This window comes from Endozoicomonas atrinae, assembly GCF_001647025.1.
GTDB lineage: Bacteria > Pseudomonadota > Gammaproteobacteria > Pseudomonadales > Endozoicomonadaceae > Endozoicomonas > Endozoicomonas atrinae.
In genome coordinates, this window is sequence record NZ_LUKQ02000031.1 from 1 (window position 1) to 16,965 (window position 16,965).

The 16,965-nt window shown below is 45.8% G+C and carries 15 protein-coding genes and 1 pseudogene; 11 read left to right on the top strand and 5 right to left on the bottom strand.

Annotated elements, in window-relative coordinates:
* The 6 genes and pseudogenes from AK963_RS31855 to AK963_RS06435 form a co-directional block, all read left to right on the top strand.
* Positions 1–176, top strand: a pseudogene (locus AK963_RS31855) (IS256 family transposase); the annotation flags it as partial.
* Entirely contained in the window at positions 142–735 is a 594-nt protein-coding gene (locus tag AK963_RS06415; protein WP_083232502.1) for a DedA family protein, read from the top strand. The pseudogene AK963_RS31855 and the gene AK963_RS06415, both read left to right, overlap by 35 nt.
* 43 nt (positions 736–778) lie before the next feature.
* Positions 779–1,939, top strand: coding sequence for a D-alanine--D-alanine ligase (locus AK963_RS06420; protein ID WP_083232503.1), 1,161 nt, complete (start codon positions 779–781; stop codon positions 1,937–1,939).
* Between the two features lie 28 nt (positions 1,940–1,967).
* The gene (locus AK963_RS06425; protein WP_175404456.1) at positions 1,968–2,411 is read left to right on the top strand and encodes a YHS domain-containing (seleno)protein; all 444 of its coding nucleotides are present in this window, start codon (positions 1,968–1,970) and stop codon (positions 2,409–2,411) included.
* Between the two features lie 23 nt (positions 2,412–2,434).
* On the top strand, positions 2,435–2,881 hold the full coding sequence (locus AK963_RS06430; RefSeq protein WP_066014640.1) for a MauE/DoxX family redox-associated membrane protein: 447 nt from the start codon (positions 2,435–2,437) through the stop codon (positions 2,879–2,881).
* A 277-nt stretch (positions 2,882–3,158) separates the two neighbouring features.
* Positions 3,159–4,970, top strand: coding sequence for a lysophospholipid acyltransferase family protein (locus AK963_RS06435; protein ID WP_083232504.1), 1,812 nt, complete (start codon positions 3,159–3,161; stop codon positions 4,968–4,970).
* Here the strand turns inward: AK963_RS06435 and AK963_RS06440 are convergent.
* Positions 4,967–5,500, bottom strand: coding sequence for a DinB family protein (locus AK963_RS06440; RefSeq protein ID WP_175404457.1), 534 nt, complete (start codon positions 5,498–5,500; stop codon positions 4,967–4,969). The genes AK963_RS06435 and AK963_RS06440 overlap by 4 nt on opposite strands.
* Positions 5,501–5,870: 370 nt before the next feature.
* Between AK963_RS06440 and gcvH the strand changes: the two genes are divergently transcribed.
* Positions 5,871–6,263 (top strand): glycine cleavage system protein GcvH, encoded by a 393-nt coding sequence (gene gcvH / locus AK963_RS06445; protein ID WP_066014642.1) that lies wholly within the window; start codon positions 5,871–5,873, stop codon positions 6,261–6,263.
* 190 nt (positions 6,264–6,453) lie between these two features.
* Positions 6,454–7,200: a HesA/MoeB/ThiF family protein gene (locus AK963_RS06450; RefSeq protein ID WP_066014643.1), complete on the top strand. Its 747-nt coding sequence runs from the start codon at positions 6,454–6,456 to the stop codon at positions 7,198–7,200.
* Positions 7,201–7,218: 18 nt separating this feature from the next.
* Here the strand turns inward: AK963_RS06450 and AK963_RS06455 are convergent, their stop codons facing one another.
* Together AK963_RS06455 and AK963_RS06460 are read right to left on the bottom strand one after the other, a co-directional pair.
* A complete protein-coding gene (locus AK963_RS06455) occupies positions 7,219–7,485 on the bottom strand; it encodes a TfoX/Sxy family protein (protein WP_066014644.1) in 267 nt (88 codons plus the stop codon).
* 165 nt (positions 7,486–7,650) lie between these two features.
* Complete coding sequence (locus AK963_RS06460; RefSeq protein ID WP_066014645.1) at positions 7,651–8,268, bottom strand: P-loop nucleotide/nucleoside kinase family protein; 618 nt, start codon at positions 8,266–8,268, stop codon at positions 7,651–7,653.
* 134 nt (positions 8,269–8,402) lie between these two features.
* Between AK963_RS06460 and mrcB the strand changes: the two genes are divergently transcribed.
* The 3 genes from mrcB to AK963_RS06475 are packed head-to-tail and all read left to right on the top strand — an operon-like array spanning position 8,403 to position 11,474.
* Entirely contained in the window at positions 8,403–10,736 is a 2,334-nt protein-coding gene (gene mrcB, locus AK963_RS06465) for a penicillin-binding protein 1B (RefSeq protein ID WP_066014646.1), read from the top strand.
* Positions 10,733–11,161, top strand: a complete 429-nt coding sequence (locus AK963_RS06470) for a tetratricopeptide repeat protein (RefSeq protein WP_066014647.1) — start codon at positions 10,733–10,735, stop codon at positions 11,159–11,161. Before mrcB ends, AK963_RS06470 begins: the two co-directional genes overlap by 4 nt.
* 1 nt (position 11,162) lies before the next feature.
* On the top strand, positions 11,163–11,474 hold the full coding sequence (locus AK963_RS06475) for a YqcC family protein (RefSeq protein ID WP_066014648.1): 312 nt from the start codon (positions 11,163–11,165) through the stop codon (positions 11,472–11,474).
* Between the two features lie 56 nt (positions 11,475–11,530).
* On the opposite strand, the gene AK963_RS06480 is transcribed toward AK963_RS06475, so the two are convergent.
* Together AK963_RS06480 and AK963_RS06490 are read right to left on the bottom strand one after the other, a co-directional pair.
* Positions 11,531–12,775 (bottom strand): hypothetical protein, encoded by a 1,245-nt coding sequence (locus AK963_RS06480; protein ID WP_139117276.1) that lies wholly within the window; start codon positions 12,773–12,775, stop codon positions 11,531–11,533.
* A 216-nt stretch (positions 12,776–12,991) separates the two neighbouring features.
* Complete coding sequence (locus tag AK963_RS06490; RefSeq protein WP_066014651.1) at positions 12,992–16,681, bottom strand: YobI family P-loop NTPase; 3,690 nt, start codon at positions 16,679–16,681, stop codon at positions 12,992–12,994.
* Positions 16,682–16,965: the final 284 nt, after the last annotated feature.

A 16,965-nucleotide genomic window follows, 5' to 3' on the forward strand; every position in this document is an offset into this window, starting at 1 on the left:
GCGTCATTCGTAAGGCGATCAAGAACCGGAAGATTTTTCGGACTGATGAGTCAGTCATGAAGGTAATCTATCTGGCCATGGAAAAAGCTTCCGAGAAATGGACCATGCCGATCAGGAACTGGAAAGCAGCCATGAACCGGTTTGAAATTATGTTTCCTGACCGGTTCAAGGAGTAATAGTTTTGGTGGCGTTTACACAGAATTATTTACAGGCTCTATTTCGGCAGCATTGATCAGCATTGATGGTTTTATCTCTCCAGAACTGGCTTTTCTGGCGCTTCTTATTGGTATTTTTACTGGAGACCTTGGTCTTTATGGCCTGGGACGTCTTTTTGGTCGCTGGTCATGGTTAGATGGAAGAATTCCTGAGGGTAACGTCAACAGGGCTGGTCAGTGGCTAAAACAGCGTGCTGTCTGGACTATTTTGGTCGTACGATTAGTGCCTGGTCTCAGACTACCTTCCTATGTAGCCTGTGGCTTTTTTCGCTATTCATTTATTTCTTTTTCGGGTTGGGTATTTCTGGCTTCTCTGGTCTGGACAGGTGTTATTTTTCTTGGGCTTTACTGGTTTGGTTCGATGTTCTGGAGCGAACTGTCTTCAGTAAAATGGCTATTGCTACCTTTTGTGGTGATTGCCATCCTGGTATTACACCGAAGATTCAAGCTGTCTATCGAAAAGATAGACATGAGTGGTTCAAGTACCGAAAAAGAAAGCGCTGAGAAAAGCCAGTTCTGATATTGTGAGTAAATCATCCCAGGGAAGGTGGTCGGAGTAAGGTATGGAAGCGTTAGTTCACGAAAAAAACAGTGCATCCACCCAGTTATTTGTTGAGAGAACATCTCCAGATAAGCCAATTCATCCCGGTATGCCAAACTTGGAGCCAGTTGAGAAACCTATTTCATTTTTTGAGTTCTGGCCTGGGTATATTTTCTATATTCCTGTTGCCTTTCAATGGCTTTGGCAGTCAATTCGATGGCGGGGAGTAGGGTTGCCACTGATCGCCAATCCTTCAATTCCACTGGGTGGTATGGTGGGAGAATCAAAGTCCGATATTTTTTCCAGAGCATCGGGTGAAGCTAAAGCCAGAATTGCACCCTGGGCGTTACTGGATGGGTGGGAAGATGCTGATCAGGCTGCTAGCCGGGCACAACGACTCTTCAAACATGCCGGGTTGAGCTTACCGCTGGTGGCCAAGCCTGATATTGGTTGTCGTGGTGCCGGTGTTCAGTTGATCAGAAGTAAGGATGAACTGGTCAGGTATATCAACAAGTTTCCTTCGGATGGGAAAATCCTTTTCCAGCAATTAGTTCCATATGAGGCCGAAGCCGGTATTTTCTACATTCGCTATCCAGGAACTGAAAATGGAGAAATTATTTCCATAACATTGAAATACCAGCCCTATGTTATCGGGAATGGCAAAAGCACACTGAAGGAGTTAATTATTGATGATCCCCGGGCAGGCAAACTCACACACCTTTATCTTCCCCGGCATCAGGATCAACTGGATACAGTCCTGCCCAAGGGACAACCTTTTCGTCTCGCATTTACCGGTAGCCACAGCAGAGGGTGTATTTTCAGAGATGGCCGGAAATTTATTACGCCTGAGCTGACCAGGGCCTTTGACCGACTTTGTGATGACTTGCCGGAATTTTACTATGGTCGTTTTGATATCCGTTTTAAAGACATACAGTCTCTAATGAAGGGAGAGGATTACTATATACTTGAAATTAATGGTGCCAGCAGTGAAGCTGCACATATATGGGACTGCAGGGGTTCTCTGGCAGATGCCTTCAAGACACTCTTCTTTCAATATCAAACGCTGTTCAAACTGGGAGCGATAAACCGTCATAGAGGGTTTCCTTCCCCTCCACTGGGAGAATTGATTAAGGCATGGAGAAAGGAAAAAAAGCTGGTCAGCCGATATCCCGAGACAGAATAGGGTAGACAACTGAAGAGGATGGAGCCTCATGAATAAATTGCTAAGGATTGCTACGGTCTTGTTGATGGCATTCAGTGTCAACTCCTTTGCTGACAAGCATATTTATACTGGCTGGTTTAGCAGTAAGGCCGTCAGTGGTTATGATGCCGTTGCTTATTTCACTGAAGGAAAACCAGTCAAAGGGAGTGCCAAGTATAAATTTGAGCACTTGGGTGTGGAGTGGTATTTCTCTTCAGAAAAACATTCGAGCCTTTTCAAGGAAAGCCCTGAGCAGTATATGCCTCAATACGGTGGTTATTGCGCATGGGCCGTTGCTGCAAAAAAACAACGGGCACCGGGAGACCCGAAATACTGGAAAATTGTCGATAATAAACTGTATTTGAATTACGACAGTAGCGTTCAGGAAAAATGGCTAAAAGATATTCCGGGCTTTATTAAAGCTGCAGATAAGCACTGGCCGGAAATGAACTGAGTTTACTATGCCAGGAGGCACCGATGGTTTATAAAGGATTTACTTGGGCGCTAAGCCTTTATATTGCAGTGGTATTTGTTCAGTCACTGTTTTTTAAGTTTACCGATGCCTATGAAACTCTGCATATTTTTGGTGTCTTGGGTGCATGGTCCGGGTTTCAATGGTTTGCTGATTATGGCGCCTATGGCGTTGGGGTTGTTGAGCTGATAGCTTCGATATTACTTTTGACACCTTTGCGCCTGTACGGAGCTGCTATCGCTTCCGGGGTAATGACCGGTGCTGTTTTTTTCCACTTATGCACCCCGCTGGGTATTGCGATGCCTGAGTTTGATGATATGGGAAATATCATCGGTGATGATGGTGGACTGCTATTTTATAACGCCTGCGGTTTGCTGGTTTCCGGAATTATTTTGATGATCCTGGAGTTTATAAATACTGATAACAAGGTTAAACAATACCTGCAGAGCTAATTTTTGTTGAAGGCTTGCTGTTTCCCTACCAGGCGACAGTGAGTCTTCATACCCTCCTTCATAAAAATATCACTTCATTTTCACCTTTTTGTCATTTCCCATGAATATTCTGGTTGTTCATTGAAGGTCGCTTCGACATTATAGAAAGAAAGCCCTGTGGTCATTGCCAAGGAAATTAACACTATGAGGCATCTTTCAATGTGCAGTGTTAAGGCAACATTCTTCTTAACCTATGTAATAGACAGAGTTCTGAGCATCTGACACAGGCATAATAAAAATGAGTGTAATTGAGCTTGGAAAAAACTCAGGGATAGAGGACAACATGCTGAACTCACCTTTTCGTTTACCACGGCGCACACGTTTTGGGTTGATTGAGTCTGCAATCGAGAGGTTTCTTGGCCTAAGCGCTCTTGAGAAACTTTATGAGCCGGAATACAAGTATCAGTTCAATGGAAAAGCATTTCTTCGGCGGGTTCTGAACATTTTTGATGTGGACTATAAAGTTACAAAAGGCTCTATTGCATCAATACCTGCTTTCGGTTCATCCATTGTTGTTGCCAACCACCCTTTTGGTGGAATTGAGGGTGTTGCTCTGGCTGACCTGTTACTGCAAAGGCGAAGTGACGTAAAAGTTCTCACTAATGAGCTGCTTTGCCGAATTCCAGAGTTTGAGGATGTTTTCATTGGTGTTGATGTTTTAAGCAAACAGGCAAAAGAAAAAAATAAACAGGCTATATCAGAAGCTCAGGCCTGGGTTGATGATGGTCACCAACTGCTTATTTTCCCTGCTGGTGAAGTATCGAGTTATAACAAATCGTTAGGGGCTATTTGTGATCCGGAATGGAGAAATACGGCGAGTTTAATCGCGTTAAATACCAGAGCCAGTGTTACACCCATTTTTGTGGAAGGAAATAACAGTAAGCTCTTTCACTGGCTTGGCAGAATTCATCCACGATTAAGAACCGTAAGACTGATTCGTGAACTGATTAATAAGCAGGGAGCTACATTAGCATTCAGGATCGGAAAAACCCTGGAGACAAAAGAGTTGCACTCTTTTTCATCAAAAAAGGCCCTGACACATTTTCTTCGATTATGTACTTATCTGCTTTCTCCGCAGCAAAATCATTCTGAACCGTTAAAGGAAATAAAACCTCAGCGTGAAGAAGAGGCCATAGCTGATAGTGTTTCCAGTCTGGCTATGAAGACTGAAATTGAAAATCTGTCAGAGCACACCATGCTTTTGGAAAAAGGTGAGATGGCTGTATATTGCGCGCCCGCCAGCGACGTTCCATATGTCCTCAGGGAGATTGGCCGCCTGAGGGAAATTACCTTTCGTCAGGTGGGTGAAGGCAGTGGTCGATCACTTGATCTTGATCAGTATGATGAATATTACCTTCACCTTTTTCTCTGGAACAGAGAGAGGTCCGAGGTTGTTGGAGCCTATCGAATAGGGTGTGTTGATCAAATACTCAGTAATCATGGTATTTATGGGCTTTATTCAAGGAGTCTGTTCAATTACAAGGAACCGTTTCTTTATAAGCTGGGCTGTTGTCTGGAAATGGGGCGATCCTTTGTTCGTCCGGAATACCAGAAAAGTCTCAATGCACTTCTTATGTTGTGGAAGGGAATTGGGGCTTATGTTGCAGCGAATCCTCAGTATCGTGTTCTGTTTGGCCCGGTAAGTATCAGCAGTGACTATAGTGAAGTGTCGCGTCAATTAATGGCAGGCTGCCTTGGAGCGAATAACTGTGACCAGGCTCTGGCCGACCTGGTTACGCCGACAACACCATTAAAGAGCTCTGGCCTTCTCTGGTCTACTGGAGACTTAAAGGGCATTAACAGTATTGAGCAACTTTCTTCTCTGGTGCAGCAGATTGAAAAGGATAACAAAGGGATTCCGGTGCTACTCCGTCAGTACCTGAAGTTACAGGGAGAACTGGCCGCGTTCAATGTCGATCCCGACTTTAATGATGCTCTGGACGGGCTGATTATTGTTGATCTTTTGAAAGTGGATGAAAAAATGCTGTCAAAATATATGGGTGCTGAACGTTGCAGCGATTTTGTGCAGTACCATAGAAAGGCGGCCTAGTTTTTAGAAGGTGCTTCCTGCTGTTTTCGATAGATCAGTGTTGAAGTGGCAACACCAAAATCCCTGGGGGATATATGGCCTGACTGTTGTAGCAGTAAGTTGATCATTGCCATATGGTGCGTAGCGTGACTTTGCAAAAATAAAAGCTCACGAATTACGGATGTTTTCACCTTAATGGCACTTCCATTGGTATCCGTGTAGGTATTGAGCGTCAGATTAATCTCACTCGATGTATTTTCTGTTAGCCTGACCATTTCCTCCTTAATATTCAGTAATGCATCTACTGCAGAAGAGATACTCCTCTCAGATTTCGGGTCTCGTTTTCTGCTGTCGTAATTAATGCAGTTAGTATCAAGACCGGATAAAAAACATTGATAAAACTCAATGATATGGCGTACATGAGCTCCTATTGTTTGAGGATTGTCAGGGGCGGCAGGTTTCTGGTAACTGCTTGAAGGAAGTCCTTTAATGGCCTGAATCAACTCAGACAACAACTGTTCATTACACTGGCAGGCATTTTGTAGTGACATTCGACCCTGAACCTTATCACTTGATTTACTGTGAAACCGTGTCATGGTTGCGCAACTTCAGACCCACAGCACACTTCGGGCTATCCTGCCCTGTCATTCTGTCTCTTCAGTGTTGCACAGGCTGTCAGGTTTTGTATACAAGGGAGCCAACTCAAAAAAGTCAGAGGTACGTTCTATTCAGGCAGTTAACCGAAGCGATGCTATGTAAACTTCCCACTAAACTCGTTAGAATGCTCGTGCCAGTCAGCCATGAGCTCTTTGACAGTAATGAGCCAATAAACAGCGTTTGATTTCACCGCATTGTCTTCTGGGAGGGGGATGATAGGGTGAGGCACCTTAGCTTTACAGAGAGTCAACCGAGGATAAATAGATGAGCAATATACCTTCTGAGTTACGGTATCTGCGTTCCCATGAATGGGTCAGGTTGGAGGAAGATGGTACCGTCACCATTGGTATTACAGATCATGCCCAGGAAGCCCTGGGCGATGTAGTTTTTGTTGAACTGCCAGAACCTGGTGCTGTGCTCGCCGCAGGTGACGAAGCCGGAGCTGTTGAGTCTGTAAAAGCTGCTTCGGAGATCTATGTACCATTGACGGGGGAAGTTCTGGAAGTTAATGGCATACTGGAAGAGACTCCGGAAACGGTAAACAGCGACCCTTATAACGATGGCTGGTTCTTCAAGATGAAACTTGAGGATGATGGCGAACTCAGTGATCTGATGGATGCAGAAGCCTATGGTGAGTTTGTCGAGTCAGAGTCTTGATTCTGTGAAAGCTGATTCCTGCATCTGAAGGCATTACCTGTTACGAACCACCTGCTGCAAATAGACAGCAGTGGGTGTGTTATCGGATTGATTCTCTCCTTATACTTCACTCTGCTTAAGTGCCGTACTTCCTGATGGTTACAGGCAGCATATCTTTCAAGCCATTTTTTAGTAAGGACAGCTACCATCCATGAATGATGAGCAGTTACTCCGCTATAGCCGACAAATTATGCTTCCCCAGATTGATATCGAAGGTCAGGAGCGGTTGCTGTTATCGAGAGTGTTAATTCTTGGCCTGGGTGGACTGGGCTGTCCGGCCGCTCAGTATCTGGCGTCAGCAGGAGTAGGGCAAATGGTGCTGGTTGACCCGGATACGGTTGATACCACCAACCTTCAGAGGCAGTTGCTTTATTGTGCTGATGATCAGGGAGCTGCAAAAGTATCCGCTGCACAGGCCCGGCTGTTGGCAGTCAATGACAGTATTCAGGTTGAGGCTATCCATGGATGTCTGGAAGGTGAAGGCCTGTTAGAGCAGGTGGGAAAAGCGACCGTAGTTCTGGATTGTACCGATAACTTTACCAGCCGGTTCGCAATCAATGCTGCCTGTGTCAGGGCCTCTGTTCCTCTGGTCAGCGGTGCAGCAATCAGGCTTAATGGCCAGCTTACTGTTTATGATCGTCGTCAGTCTGATGCGCCCTGTTATCGGTGTTTATATGATGAGCAGAGCAATGAAAACCTCAGCTGTTCTGAATCGGGAATATTGGGGCCAGTTGTCGGAATGATAGGCACAATGCAGGCACTGGAAGCCATCAAGCTGATTACCGGGTTTGGGAAAACGTTGAATGGTCGGTTGATGATTTTTGACGCGATGACGATGGAGTGGCAGACAATGGGGCTGCAGGCAGATCCGGAGTGTCCTGTCTGCGGCCAGGCCTAAAATGGTGTCGAGGGAGTATCAGGGTGGAGGAGGGCTGTCTTCTACTGCTTCTAACAGGCGTGCCTTGTAATCCGGGTCCAGATCATTCCAGTGCGCTCCAATAAGGGCTCCTTCAAGAGCGTAGAGCAATACCTTTGAAACTTTAAAGCCACGATCACGAACTTTGCAGTAGGCTGCAACAGAGCCTACATCATGGAGTTGTTCAAGCGTTCTGATGCCTACAGCGTTTAACCATTGTACGGATGTTTTGCCAAGGTTTTTTAATTCGATCAGATCAGTTGCCATGTACTGGATCCCTAACTCAACTCTAGCGTCCGTACCAGAGACAGCATGATTATTAAAAAGTCAGAAGTCATTTTCTCTTAAGAATAGACCAGACTTTTGAAGTCCTCCCATAGAGTTATCAGTTATTACCGATGCAATGGTATTTTGACACCTTGTTGGGACTTTCTAGCAAATGTTTTGGGCGGTCAGTTGTTTTTTTAACGCACTCTGCCAGTTTGGGAGATCGGTGCTCAAACTGATCAGAAATGGCGTCTCAGCAGTACCGGGTTCTTCAAGCCACTCTTTTTGCTGTTCCATAACATTAATCGTGGCCTCGGAAGGTTCGTCTGGACCCTGAAGTCGGCAATTGAGCCTGATTTTGATCGTATCTTCTCCAGCTATACAGTAGATGATGACGAAGGGGATATTGAGTGTTCTGGCCAATATTATGAATTGTTGTCGATCCACGGCGCGAAGTGCAGCGGAATCGATGGTAACCGGGTATCCAGAGCACAGGAGTTGTCTGGTCAGAGAAGCTAATTGAGTGAATGTTCTTTTATGAGCATCAGCCGAATAGATATTCTGTCTCACTCCTTTGGAAGACTGTTCTGGGCTCAGGCCATAAAGGCGCTTTCGAACGACATCGGCACATAACCATGCTATCTGCAGCTCATGAGTGAGCCAACGACATACAGTACTCTTTCCAGAACCGGACAGACCCATCATGATGATCAGGAAAGGGTTAGTTCTTCTGGACAGATCAAGTGATTGATAAAGCCACTTTTTATCCACAGAAAGAGACATAGTTTCAGCCTTTTCTAGTAAACCGCCATTTTCGGTACCAATATACGTCCCAAAGGGAAAGAATATAGAAATTTTCCGATTGTTTTCGTTTTACGAAAAAGATCATAAACAGGCTCTAGCGTATAATCGCCCGCATGGTAAATAAATCGACGACTAAAAAAGGCAGGCCTGCCAAAAAGACCAAATCATCCTCAAAGCAAAAACAGGGTAATCCGGTACCTTGGAAATCCATCCTGTTCAAGCTGGGCTTGACGCTGGTGATCCTGGTTTCCGCTTACGCTGTCTATCTGGATGCCGTAGTCACTAAGCAGTTTGAAGGCAAAAAGTGGGCAATACCTGCCAAGGTATTTGCACGTCCTGTTGAATTGTATGTGGGTAATCTGATAACACCAGGAGATCTACAGTCCCAGCTCAGGCGTCAGGGCTATCAGGCAGTTCAGGATGTGAGCCGCCCCGGTACTTTTGCCCGGAATGGCAGTCAGTTTATTATTTATAGCCGGGGGTTTCACTTTCCCGATGGGGCAGAGCCATCGCGTTATGTGAAAGTTGATTTTCAAGGCAGTGAGGTTACTCGCCTCGCAGGGCGAGATGGTAAGAGCCTGCCTCTGTTAAGGCTTGACCCTCAGCCCATAGGTGGCATTTATCCAGCCAGTTATGAAGATCGTTTATTGATTCGAAACGCTCAGACTCCCCGATATCTGATTCCTGCCCTGCTGGCCATTGAAGACAGGGACTATTACGACCATTTTGGTATCTCTCCCACTTCCATTGCCCGGGCCATGGTTGCCAACCTGAAAGCCGGCGGTGTCGTCCAGGGGGGCAGTACTATTACACAGCAGTTGGTGAAAAACTTCTTTCTGACCAATGAGCGCACTCTGGTTCGGAAAGGTAAAGAAGCCATTATGGCGCTGCTGCTTGAGCTGCATTACGACAAAGAAGAGATTCTTGAAACCTATTTAAATGAGGTTTATCTGGGGCAGCATGGGCGCAGGGCTATTCATGGCTTTGGTCTGGCCAGTCAGTTTTACTTTGCCCAACCTCTCAAGGAGTTAGACCTGGCAAGGACCGCCTTGCTGGTGGCCATGGTCAAAGGACCGTCCTATTACGACCCCCGGCGATATCCTGAGCGCGCCCTTGAGAGACGGAATCTGGTGTTGGATGTTCTGGCTGAGCGCTCCATCGTTCCGGTTGCAGAAGTTGAACGCTCTAAAAAGCTGCCATTAGGCGTTGTCAGCCGAGAACTGGTCAGTACCAACGATTTTCCTGCCTATATCGATATGGTGAAGGAACAGCTGCGCAAGGATTATGATGAGAAGGATCTGACCTCCGAGGGGCTCAGGATTTTCACCAACCTGGACCCGGTGATTCAGCGGGAGGCACAGAAAAGTGTTACCAGTACGTTAAAGGCTTTGGGTAAGGACAATCAACTTCAGGGTGCCATGGTTGTCAGTTCTGCCCAGACGGGTGATCTTCTTGCTGTTGTGGGGGATCGAAACCCCGGGTATGCCGGATTCAACCGCGCCATTGAGGCTCGCAGACCGGTTGGCTCCCTTTTGAAGCCGGCTATATACCTGACGGCTCTTGAACGGTCTGGCCAGTACACATTAACAACCCCGGTCAATGATACGCCGGTGAAAATCAGTGATGGTCGTGGTGGTTACTGGGAGCCACAGAATTACAGTCGTGAATCTCATGGGCAGGTGCCACTCTATCTGGCACTGGCTAAATCCTACAATCAGGCAGCAGCCAATACTGGCATGGCTGTTGGTTTATCATCGGTGCTGGATACCCTTAAGAGGCTGGGTATTGAGCAGGAGTTACCACCTTATCCATCGGTATTGCTTGGCTCTCCGTCGATGGCTCCGATTGAGGTTGCCAAAATGTATCAAACCATTGCCAGCGGTGGCTTTCGAATGCCGCTGCGAGCTATCGATGCTGTGGTAGACAGTCAGGGTAAGCCACTCAGCCGTTACAGCATTTCTGTAGAGCGGGCTTTTGAGCCGGGACCAATGGAATTGCTGCGTACTGCTTTGGGTATTGTCATGAAAGACGGCACGGGGCGGAGGGTTTACCAGTATGTGGATAAGGATATTAAGCTGGGTGGTAAAACAGGAACCACCAATGATCTCAGAGATAGCTGGTTTGCCGGTTACTCCGGTGACCTGGTGGCGGTGACCTGGATTGGCCACGATGACAATAGCCCAACAAAATTGACTGGCAGCAGTGGTGCTTTGAAGATCTGGGGTAACTTTATGTCGAATGTGCCGGTTCAGTCGGTACAATCTCTGGGAGCCAGCAATGTGACAAGCATCTGGGTGAACCCATCGGCCAATGGTCGCAGTCACCGTTACTGTGAAGGTGCTATACAGTTACCCTATATCAAGGGCTCTGAGCCGCAGGCCTATGCCGGTTGCAAGGCCGATGTGAAGGACTCCCTGTTTGACAAAATTAAAGGGTGGTTTGAATGATGTATTACACCATCTCCCGTACTGAACGGTGTGAAAAAGCGGTATTTTTTTCACCCAGGCTTTTCGTTGCCCTTCTCTTTGCTGGAGCTCTGGCGGGTTGCTCTACGCCGGTATTGATACAGGAAGAGCAGCCTGAAGTGTCATCATCACCCTATGAACAGCGTCAGGATGCTCTGGGCACATTATTGAATCAGGCCTGGAATGCCCGAGAAGCTGGCAGGTTTGATGAAGCTGAAAGCGCACTTGGACGCGCGATGCGCATCAGTCCAACGGCTCCGGAAGTTTATTACCAGCTGGCCTTGCTTCGACAGGATCAGGGGCGTTTTGAACAGTCCCGGCAACTGGCTGAACGAGCATTGAGTCTGGGGCCGGGCTTTATGCTCGAACGAAAAATCAATCATTTATTACGTGCGTTAAATAGCTGATATGTCTGAAAAAGTTGTTGTTTTGCTGGAAGCTATTGAGTCAGAGCTGCGCAGGCAGGATGTCTGGCTTCCCATGCCCCCATCAGTTGAAGCCATGGCCAGCACCACGCCTTTTTGCATGGATACCATGGCATTCAGCCAGTGGTTACAGTGGATTTTTGTTCCCCGCGTCAGGGCGATTATCGATGGGGGAGGCACGTTGCCAAAGGGATCAAATATCAAGTCCTATGCAGAAGAGGCCTTGCCTCTTGAGCGGCTGGAAGGTGAGAAGCTGTTACTGATTATTGAGCAGTTTGATTTGTTGATGAGTTGACCTGCGGTTTGCAGGTCAATGGCTTATGGAATCTGCAGGCAGTTCTGGCTGAATGTTCAGGCGTTGGGTTTTGATGGAGCGCGGCTGACATCTCGATCTCGAATACAACAGCTGAAGAGGTTGCGAAAAGAGTCGCGTACATCAGATGCACGGCTTCTTTCTTTCTTGCTATCCGCTTCGGATTCATTTGGAAGCATAGCTGCCGATTCTGCGTTTTCATTTACAACTGAAGTTATGTCTTCCAGCTCTGCTGGGCTTGAAGTAGATGCTTCTGTAGGTTCATTTTTCGTAGACCCTGTGGGTTTATCGTCTGCTTTAGATGATGATTTTTCTGGTAAGTCAGATATACGAGTCATTGTCAGAGTAACTTCTGGCGCGTGGAGAGTCAGATTTTGCCCCCCCTCTTCTGACTGAATCTCGATATTTATGGCGGGGGTTAAGTGCATGGCTACGTGTTGATTTACCTTAAGATCAATGTCTACATAAGGCTGAGCCGATGGCTCTGCGTCTTTTGGGCGCTCTATGGGAATATCTATTCTTGCATTAATGGCTTCATGTCTGACATTCTGATGCAGATGGAAGCATGTCAGCCGGCTGAAAACGAAGTCATCTATACTGCTAATTCCCATATGTTCCATGTATTGGCTCTGGTTCTCACCAGTAGCTTCGGCTGATAATGCGTACCTCCCGTTTATGTCGTCTTTTACTCTGGCTTGTCCATCAAACCATACTGTCCCTGCTTTGCTTGGATTACTTCCTATGAATATAGTTACTTTATCGGCAGGAATAGGCTTGGTTGACATAGCCGATTTTGCTTCTGGTAAAGGTTCTGCTTGTGAGGTCTGTAAGGCTTGTGGTTTGCCCTCTGATTCAGATTCACTTACATCTGCCTCATGATCTGATGCTGTAGCTTCTGGTGAGGGTTCTGCTAGTGAAGTACGCAGGTCTTGTGGTTTATCAACTGATTTAGAGTCACTTATATCACCCTCATGATCTGGTGTTGCAGCTACTTTAGAGTGAACAGGTGAACCATCTACATTTGTATCTTCTTCGCTAGCCCGTCTAACCAAAACTTGGCCAGACGGTTGCGAATGAATGTTCCAATCAGCTGTTGTTTTGTTATCGGGTCCCTCTTCTGAATGATATGAGTCTCGAGATGGTAGTAGTGTTTCCTGTCTACTTGAATCTTCTGATTCTTGGGTGCTAGCAGAAGCAATACCAGTAGCTTGGTTTTGTTGTGTATATAAGCTTGAGGTTGAACCGCCAATAGGATAATCCATAGCTACCTCTAAAAAGGTCACGAAAGATTCTATAGACCAATATTTTTATAGATGGTTTCTTCTTGTTGATGTTAATTCAAGGGGTAAAAGTAATTCATCTAAAAGGCAGGTTACATATAATTTAACGGTTGTTTTGTTGTATTTAAGTTCAAGAATGAATAACTGGTCATTCTATTTTAAATAGTATTCAGGTGATTTGGTTGAATTGATTTTAACCAATTCTAGCAATCACTCGTGTCATCTGATGGATTGCGGTGATGACTGCTTTATATAGGCCCGAATTCTTTTCTCCTTTTTATCAACAACAGCCTCTATATGGTATGCCCGCTTAAGGGCTTTTATTAATTCAATATTCTCTCGGGTCCCGGATAATGAGAACTGGTTATTTTCTTTCATGAGTTGACCGGTACCTTCAACATCCAACCGTGAAAGCAGTGTTAATACCTCACGCCGGGAGAGGTATTTTACCTGCTGGGATAATAAACGAATTTTTTCCGGTAATGTTCGGGCTGTTACAATCAGTGTCTCAAGCCGACTGAATCTGATTTTCATTGCAAAGCTTTCTGCCGGCTGTGAGGTTATGGGTGATAGCATTGCAGCCAATATACGGCTATCAATTTCATTCTCGTGATTTAACAGGTTGCAGAGCCATAACTTATCATCAATCTTAATCTTGCTACTGGATAGCAATTTGACAATGGTATTAACCGTTAATTGAGCCGTACTCACAGCTTTGGTTTTATATTCATTCCAGAAACGTAACAGGTAGTAAAAGGTGTTATCAGTCTTAAAGTGACCTTCATTTTTCGCCAGCCACTCTAGACTATTGAACGAAAACTGGCACTTGGGGTGCTGACTAATGACCTCAATTCGACCTTGGTATATATATTTGAGATTAAGGTGCTCAAGATAAAAAGCAGGAAATGCAGAGAGCAGCTGGTTTAATGTTGCATTATGGATGTCTTTGCTGTGAATAAGGGCCAATAGCAGGTTAAATGTATTCTGGTTATTGGGTAGTGGATGCAATGCCAGCTTTTCTGTATTTTCTGGGATAGCTATAAAATTTATGAGCAGAGGATTTAAAGAACTTTTCTGGTTTAACTTACAAATATGCAGAATATTTGTCCAGGAAGCCGCAACCAGATTTTGCTCCAGCAATTGAGCTGATAATGACAGGCTGTGATCCAGAGTTTCACGGATACTGACCAGTTTTTGCCTGGACTGTCTAAGCAGCTGTATTTTGTCATTAGTTTTCAGTACCGGTGAGTTCAAAAGCTCAACAAGGTAACTCTGATCTTCTTTAAGCCTGGGCTGGACAAGGAGTACATTGGTAACAAACTCATTCAGTTTTTCATGTATCTGGCATATCAGCCTGTGATGTCCGCAAGAGCATAGGGCAGAGTAACTGATTGGTGCGAGTGCCGTTGGCCGCTCCTCGGCCGTAAAAGCCAGAAGTAATCCCATCATGTGAGAATTCAGCTTGTACATCGAGTCTTCAATGATCCTGAAAGCTATTCTCTGTGTGCAATGCCTGAGAGAAAGACGATCAAATTTCACCTGATGTTTTTTCAGCCATGCCCATATGCCTGGTTGTTCATTGACCAGTCTGACAATGGGGCGAATATCCGTGAGGCCTGAGATGGAGGGAATAATCGCGTTGCTTAAATTGTCATGATCCTCGGAAATGAGAATCGGCAATACCCTGGCAATCAGCTTGGCTTGCATTATGTCACCGCTATTGCCATTGGTCAGACAATGAATAAGCAGCTTTTGATTAATGGAAAAAAAGCTCACAAACAGTTTGTTTTTATGTTTCTGTTTACTCTGAAAGTACTGAAAGATGAAGTCCTGCAGGTGTGGGACATGCTCTTCGGACAGGTTGAATATCGTTCTTAAAAAGCGATGAGCACTATGGCCATTGTACTTTGCTGATGGCTTTTCCAGCAGTTGATTAACAACGGCATTGATCAGACCTTGTCCATTGGCAAGATCAGATGGGCTTAATAGGTACAGTAGATTCTCTGGTGAATCTACATTTTGCTGAAAATCGGCGACCAGACCTTCTTTCAACTGCAGATAAAGCTGCCTGTCACTTTCACTGATATTCCTGCCAACTTGCAAGCTGCTACCAGGTGGATTGTATTCATTCACCTCGGGCTTCTGGTATCGCCAGGCTTCCAGGGATTTGTTCTCCTGCCGGTCTGTAGCCACTTGAAGCTTCTGGGACGGCTCTTCACTGAGATACCCGTCGTCCAGGTGGCTACTTTTCTGGATGACATTGCTCTCCTGATACTTAAGGGATTGTGGGGCGCGCGCGACAGGTTGCCATGAAGTTGCCTGATATTCATGGGGGGGAGTATATGGATAGGAATAAAACAGGTAGTCCCTGTAATCTTCTGCAAAATACCCATTCATGAGTAGGTAGAGTGCAGGGCCAAAGCGCTCTTCTGTAAGCTCTCTTAAAACTGAATCTCCCATAATGCCCTGGTGCAGCGTTTCAGCGACAGTTGTGCCCGGTAGCTTATTGTCATTGAAAACCTTCCAGAAGATTCCCATATCATCGGTTAATTCTGCATGCTCTTTTGGATAAAGGTTCTTAATGGCGACCATGGAAAATAGTTTGTTTTTATTCAGCTCTCTATGATTCGAGGAAAACTGATCTAGGAACATATGAAATTCATTGACGATATTGGTCATCAGTTTCATGTCGTCAATGGAGCTTGCCACATTGTAAATCAATGTTTTATCCATCTGATCAGTGACATCTTGCCCACTGCAATTTATGGTTTTCAGCTGCCTATACAGTTTGGGGCCGGCATTTTTAGTATTGAGAGCTGGGATAATGGGAATAATCAGGTCAAAAAAGCGGATACGCTCCCTGGCCGTCAGCATTTTATCCGCCAGGGCATAGACAAAATAGACAGGTTGTTTCAGGTGACCTGAACCATTCAGGTATCCATTTATACGATACAGTGTTTCCAGTGCTGCTAGCTGACAAGGGCTTGTCAGGTTCTCAACAATGACAACATCATGCCTGCTTAGGGCAAAGGCATGAGTGATTTGATGGAGGTAATTTCCGAAATCTGATTTGTCTGCACTGTTCTCCTGCCGTATCAGCTTGCTTCTCTGGCCAGTTATCAGCTTCTGTAGCCCCGAGAATAGGTACAGGATGAGAAGTGTGGCAATTAGGAACAATGAAAGTTCAGCCAGTAATGGTGCATATTTTTTTGTAAAGGCCAGCATCTGGTCGGGTAAATGCTGATGGAGTGCTTTGACGGTTGTACTTTGATCAATACCCAGACTGCCACTGATATAGCCAAGCGTTGCAATGGAGTAGCTGGTCAATAAGGCCACAAGCAGGCCAATGACTTTCCGCCAGCCTCTGGACTGAGGCTGCTCCACCTTAATGTCATCTGATCTCTTGCCCGTGATGTTGCACAGAAGTTGCTCTAATAATGCTTTCTCATCGTCGTTGTTGTCTGGTGCAGTGCTGGCATTTATTTCTGATAGTGCTGGCAAAAAAATACGGGTGTATTTGAACTGTGGGTTACGCTCCGTGAAAGTGTGAATAAATGAGCTTTTGCCGACACCAACTGCTCCGGATATGGCAATATTTCGGGTTTCGGGCTGCTCCTTTGTATTAAAGGCTGCCAGTAGCTCCCTTTCATACTTTTCGATTTGCTCATGTTGCATCATCGCTGAGGTCAGAGGCCTGAGTGATGCTTGACCGTCATAATTCTTCAGATACCGGGAAAAGGTTCTTCCAGCTTTCTTGTGAGCTGACCGGTCATACTCAGAATAGTGCTGTGAGTACTTTTCTCTGGCTGCTTTCCAACCAGCCCTTACCGCTCTCCAGACAGCCCTGGCCGAGTTGTAATGTCTGGTTGTAAGGCGAGCCAGCCCTGACTGTTGAATAAGAGCCATCATTTCCCTGCAGTCTTTCTTCCATGACCAATGTTCGTGAGCTGATAGCTTGGTTGGACAAGCTATGGCTTGTCGTTATCAGTCAACACCAACACATTAACTATTCAAAATCGGCAGGATTCGGCTGGGGGTGAGCATATGTTGGCTGGTTTTTAACTGGCCAGCCGATGATTTTCTTTGAAAGTGGGGGTGGGAGTTTCTATGCATATTTCCATATGCCCACAAGCGAGTCGGTTGTTGTCTGTGAAGGAAGGTATTAAAAGGCTAGAAGCAATACCGATCGCTCT

Coding starts and splice junctions, on each gene's coding strand:
- AK963_RS06420 (WP_083232503.1), top strand. CDS start 779: ATGGAAGCGTTAGTTCACGAAAAAAACAGTGCATCCACCCAGTTATTT.
- AK963_RS06425 (WP_175404456.1), top strand. CDS start 1,968: ATGAATAAATTGCTAAGGATTGCTACGGTCTTGTTGATGGCATTCAGT.
- AK963_RS06430 (WP_066014640.1), top strand. CDS start 2,435: ATGGTTTATAAAGGATTTACTTGGGCGCTAAGCCTTTATATTGCAGTG.
- AK963_RS06435 (WP_083232504.1), top strand. CDS start 3,159: ATGAGTGTAATTGAGCTTGGAAAAAACTCAGGGATAGAGGACAACATG.
- AK963_RS06440 (WP_175404457.1), bottom strand. CDS start 5,500: ATGTCACTACAAAATGCCTGCCAGTGTAATGAACAGTTGTTGTCTGAG.
- gcvH (WP_066014642.1), top strand. CDS start 5,871: ATGAGCAATATACCTTCTGAGTTACGGTATCTGCGTTCCCATGAATGG.
- AK963_RS06450 (WP_066014643.1), top strand. CDS start 6,454: ATGAATGATGAGCAGTTACTCCGCTATAGCCGACAAATTATGCTTCCC.
- AK963_RS06455 (WP_066014644.1), bottom strand. CDS start 7,485: ATGGCAACTGATCTGATCGAATTAAAAAACCTTGGCAAAACATCCGTA.
- AK963_RS06460 (WP_066014645.1), bottom strand. CDS start 8,268: ATGTCTCTTTCTGTGGATAAAAAGTGGCTTTATCAATCACTTGATCTG.
- mrcB (WP_066014646.1), top strand. CDS start 8,403: ATGGTAAATAAATCGACGACTAAAAAAGGCAGGCCTGCCAAAAAGACC.
- AK963_RS06470 (WP_066014647.1), top strand. CDS start 10,733: ATGATGTATTACACCATCTCCCGTACTGAACGGTGTGAAAAAGCGGTA.
- AK963_RS06475 (WP_066014648.1), top strand. CDS start 11,163: ATGTCTGAAAAAGTTGTTGTTTTGCTGGAAGCTATTGAGTCAGAGCTG.
- AK963_RS06490 (WP_066014651.1), bottom strand. CDS start 16,681: ATGATGGCTCTTATTCAACAGTCAGGGCTGGCTCGCCTTACAACCAGA.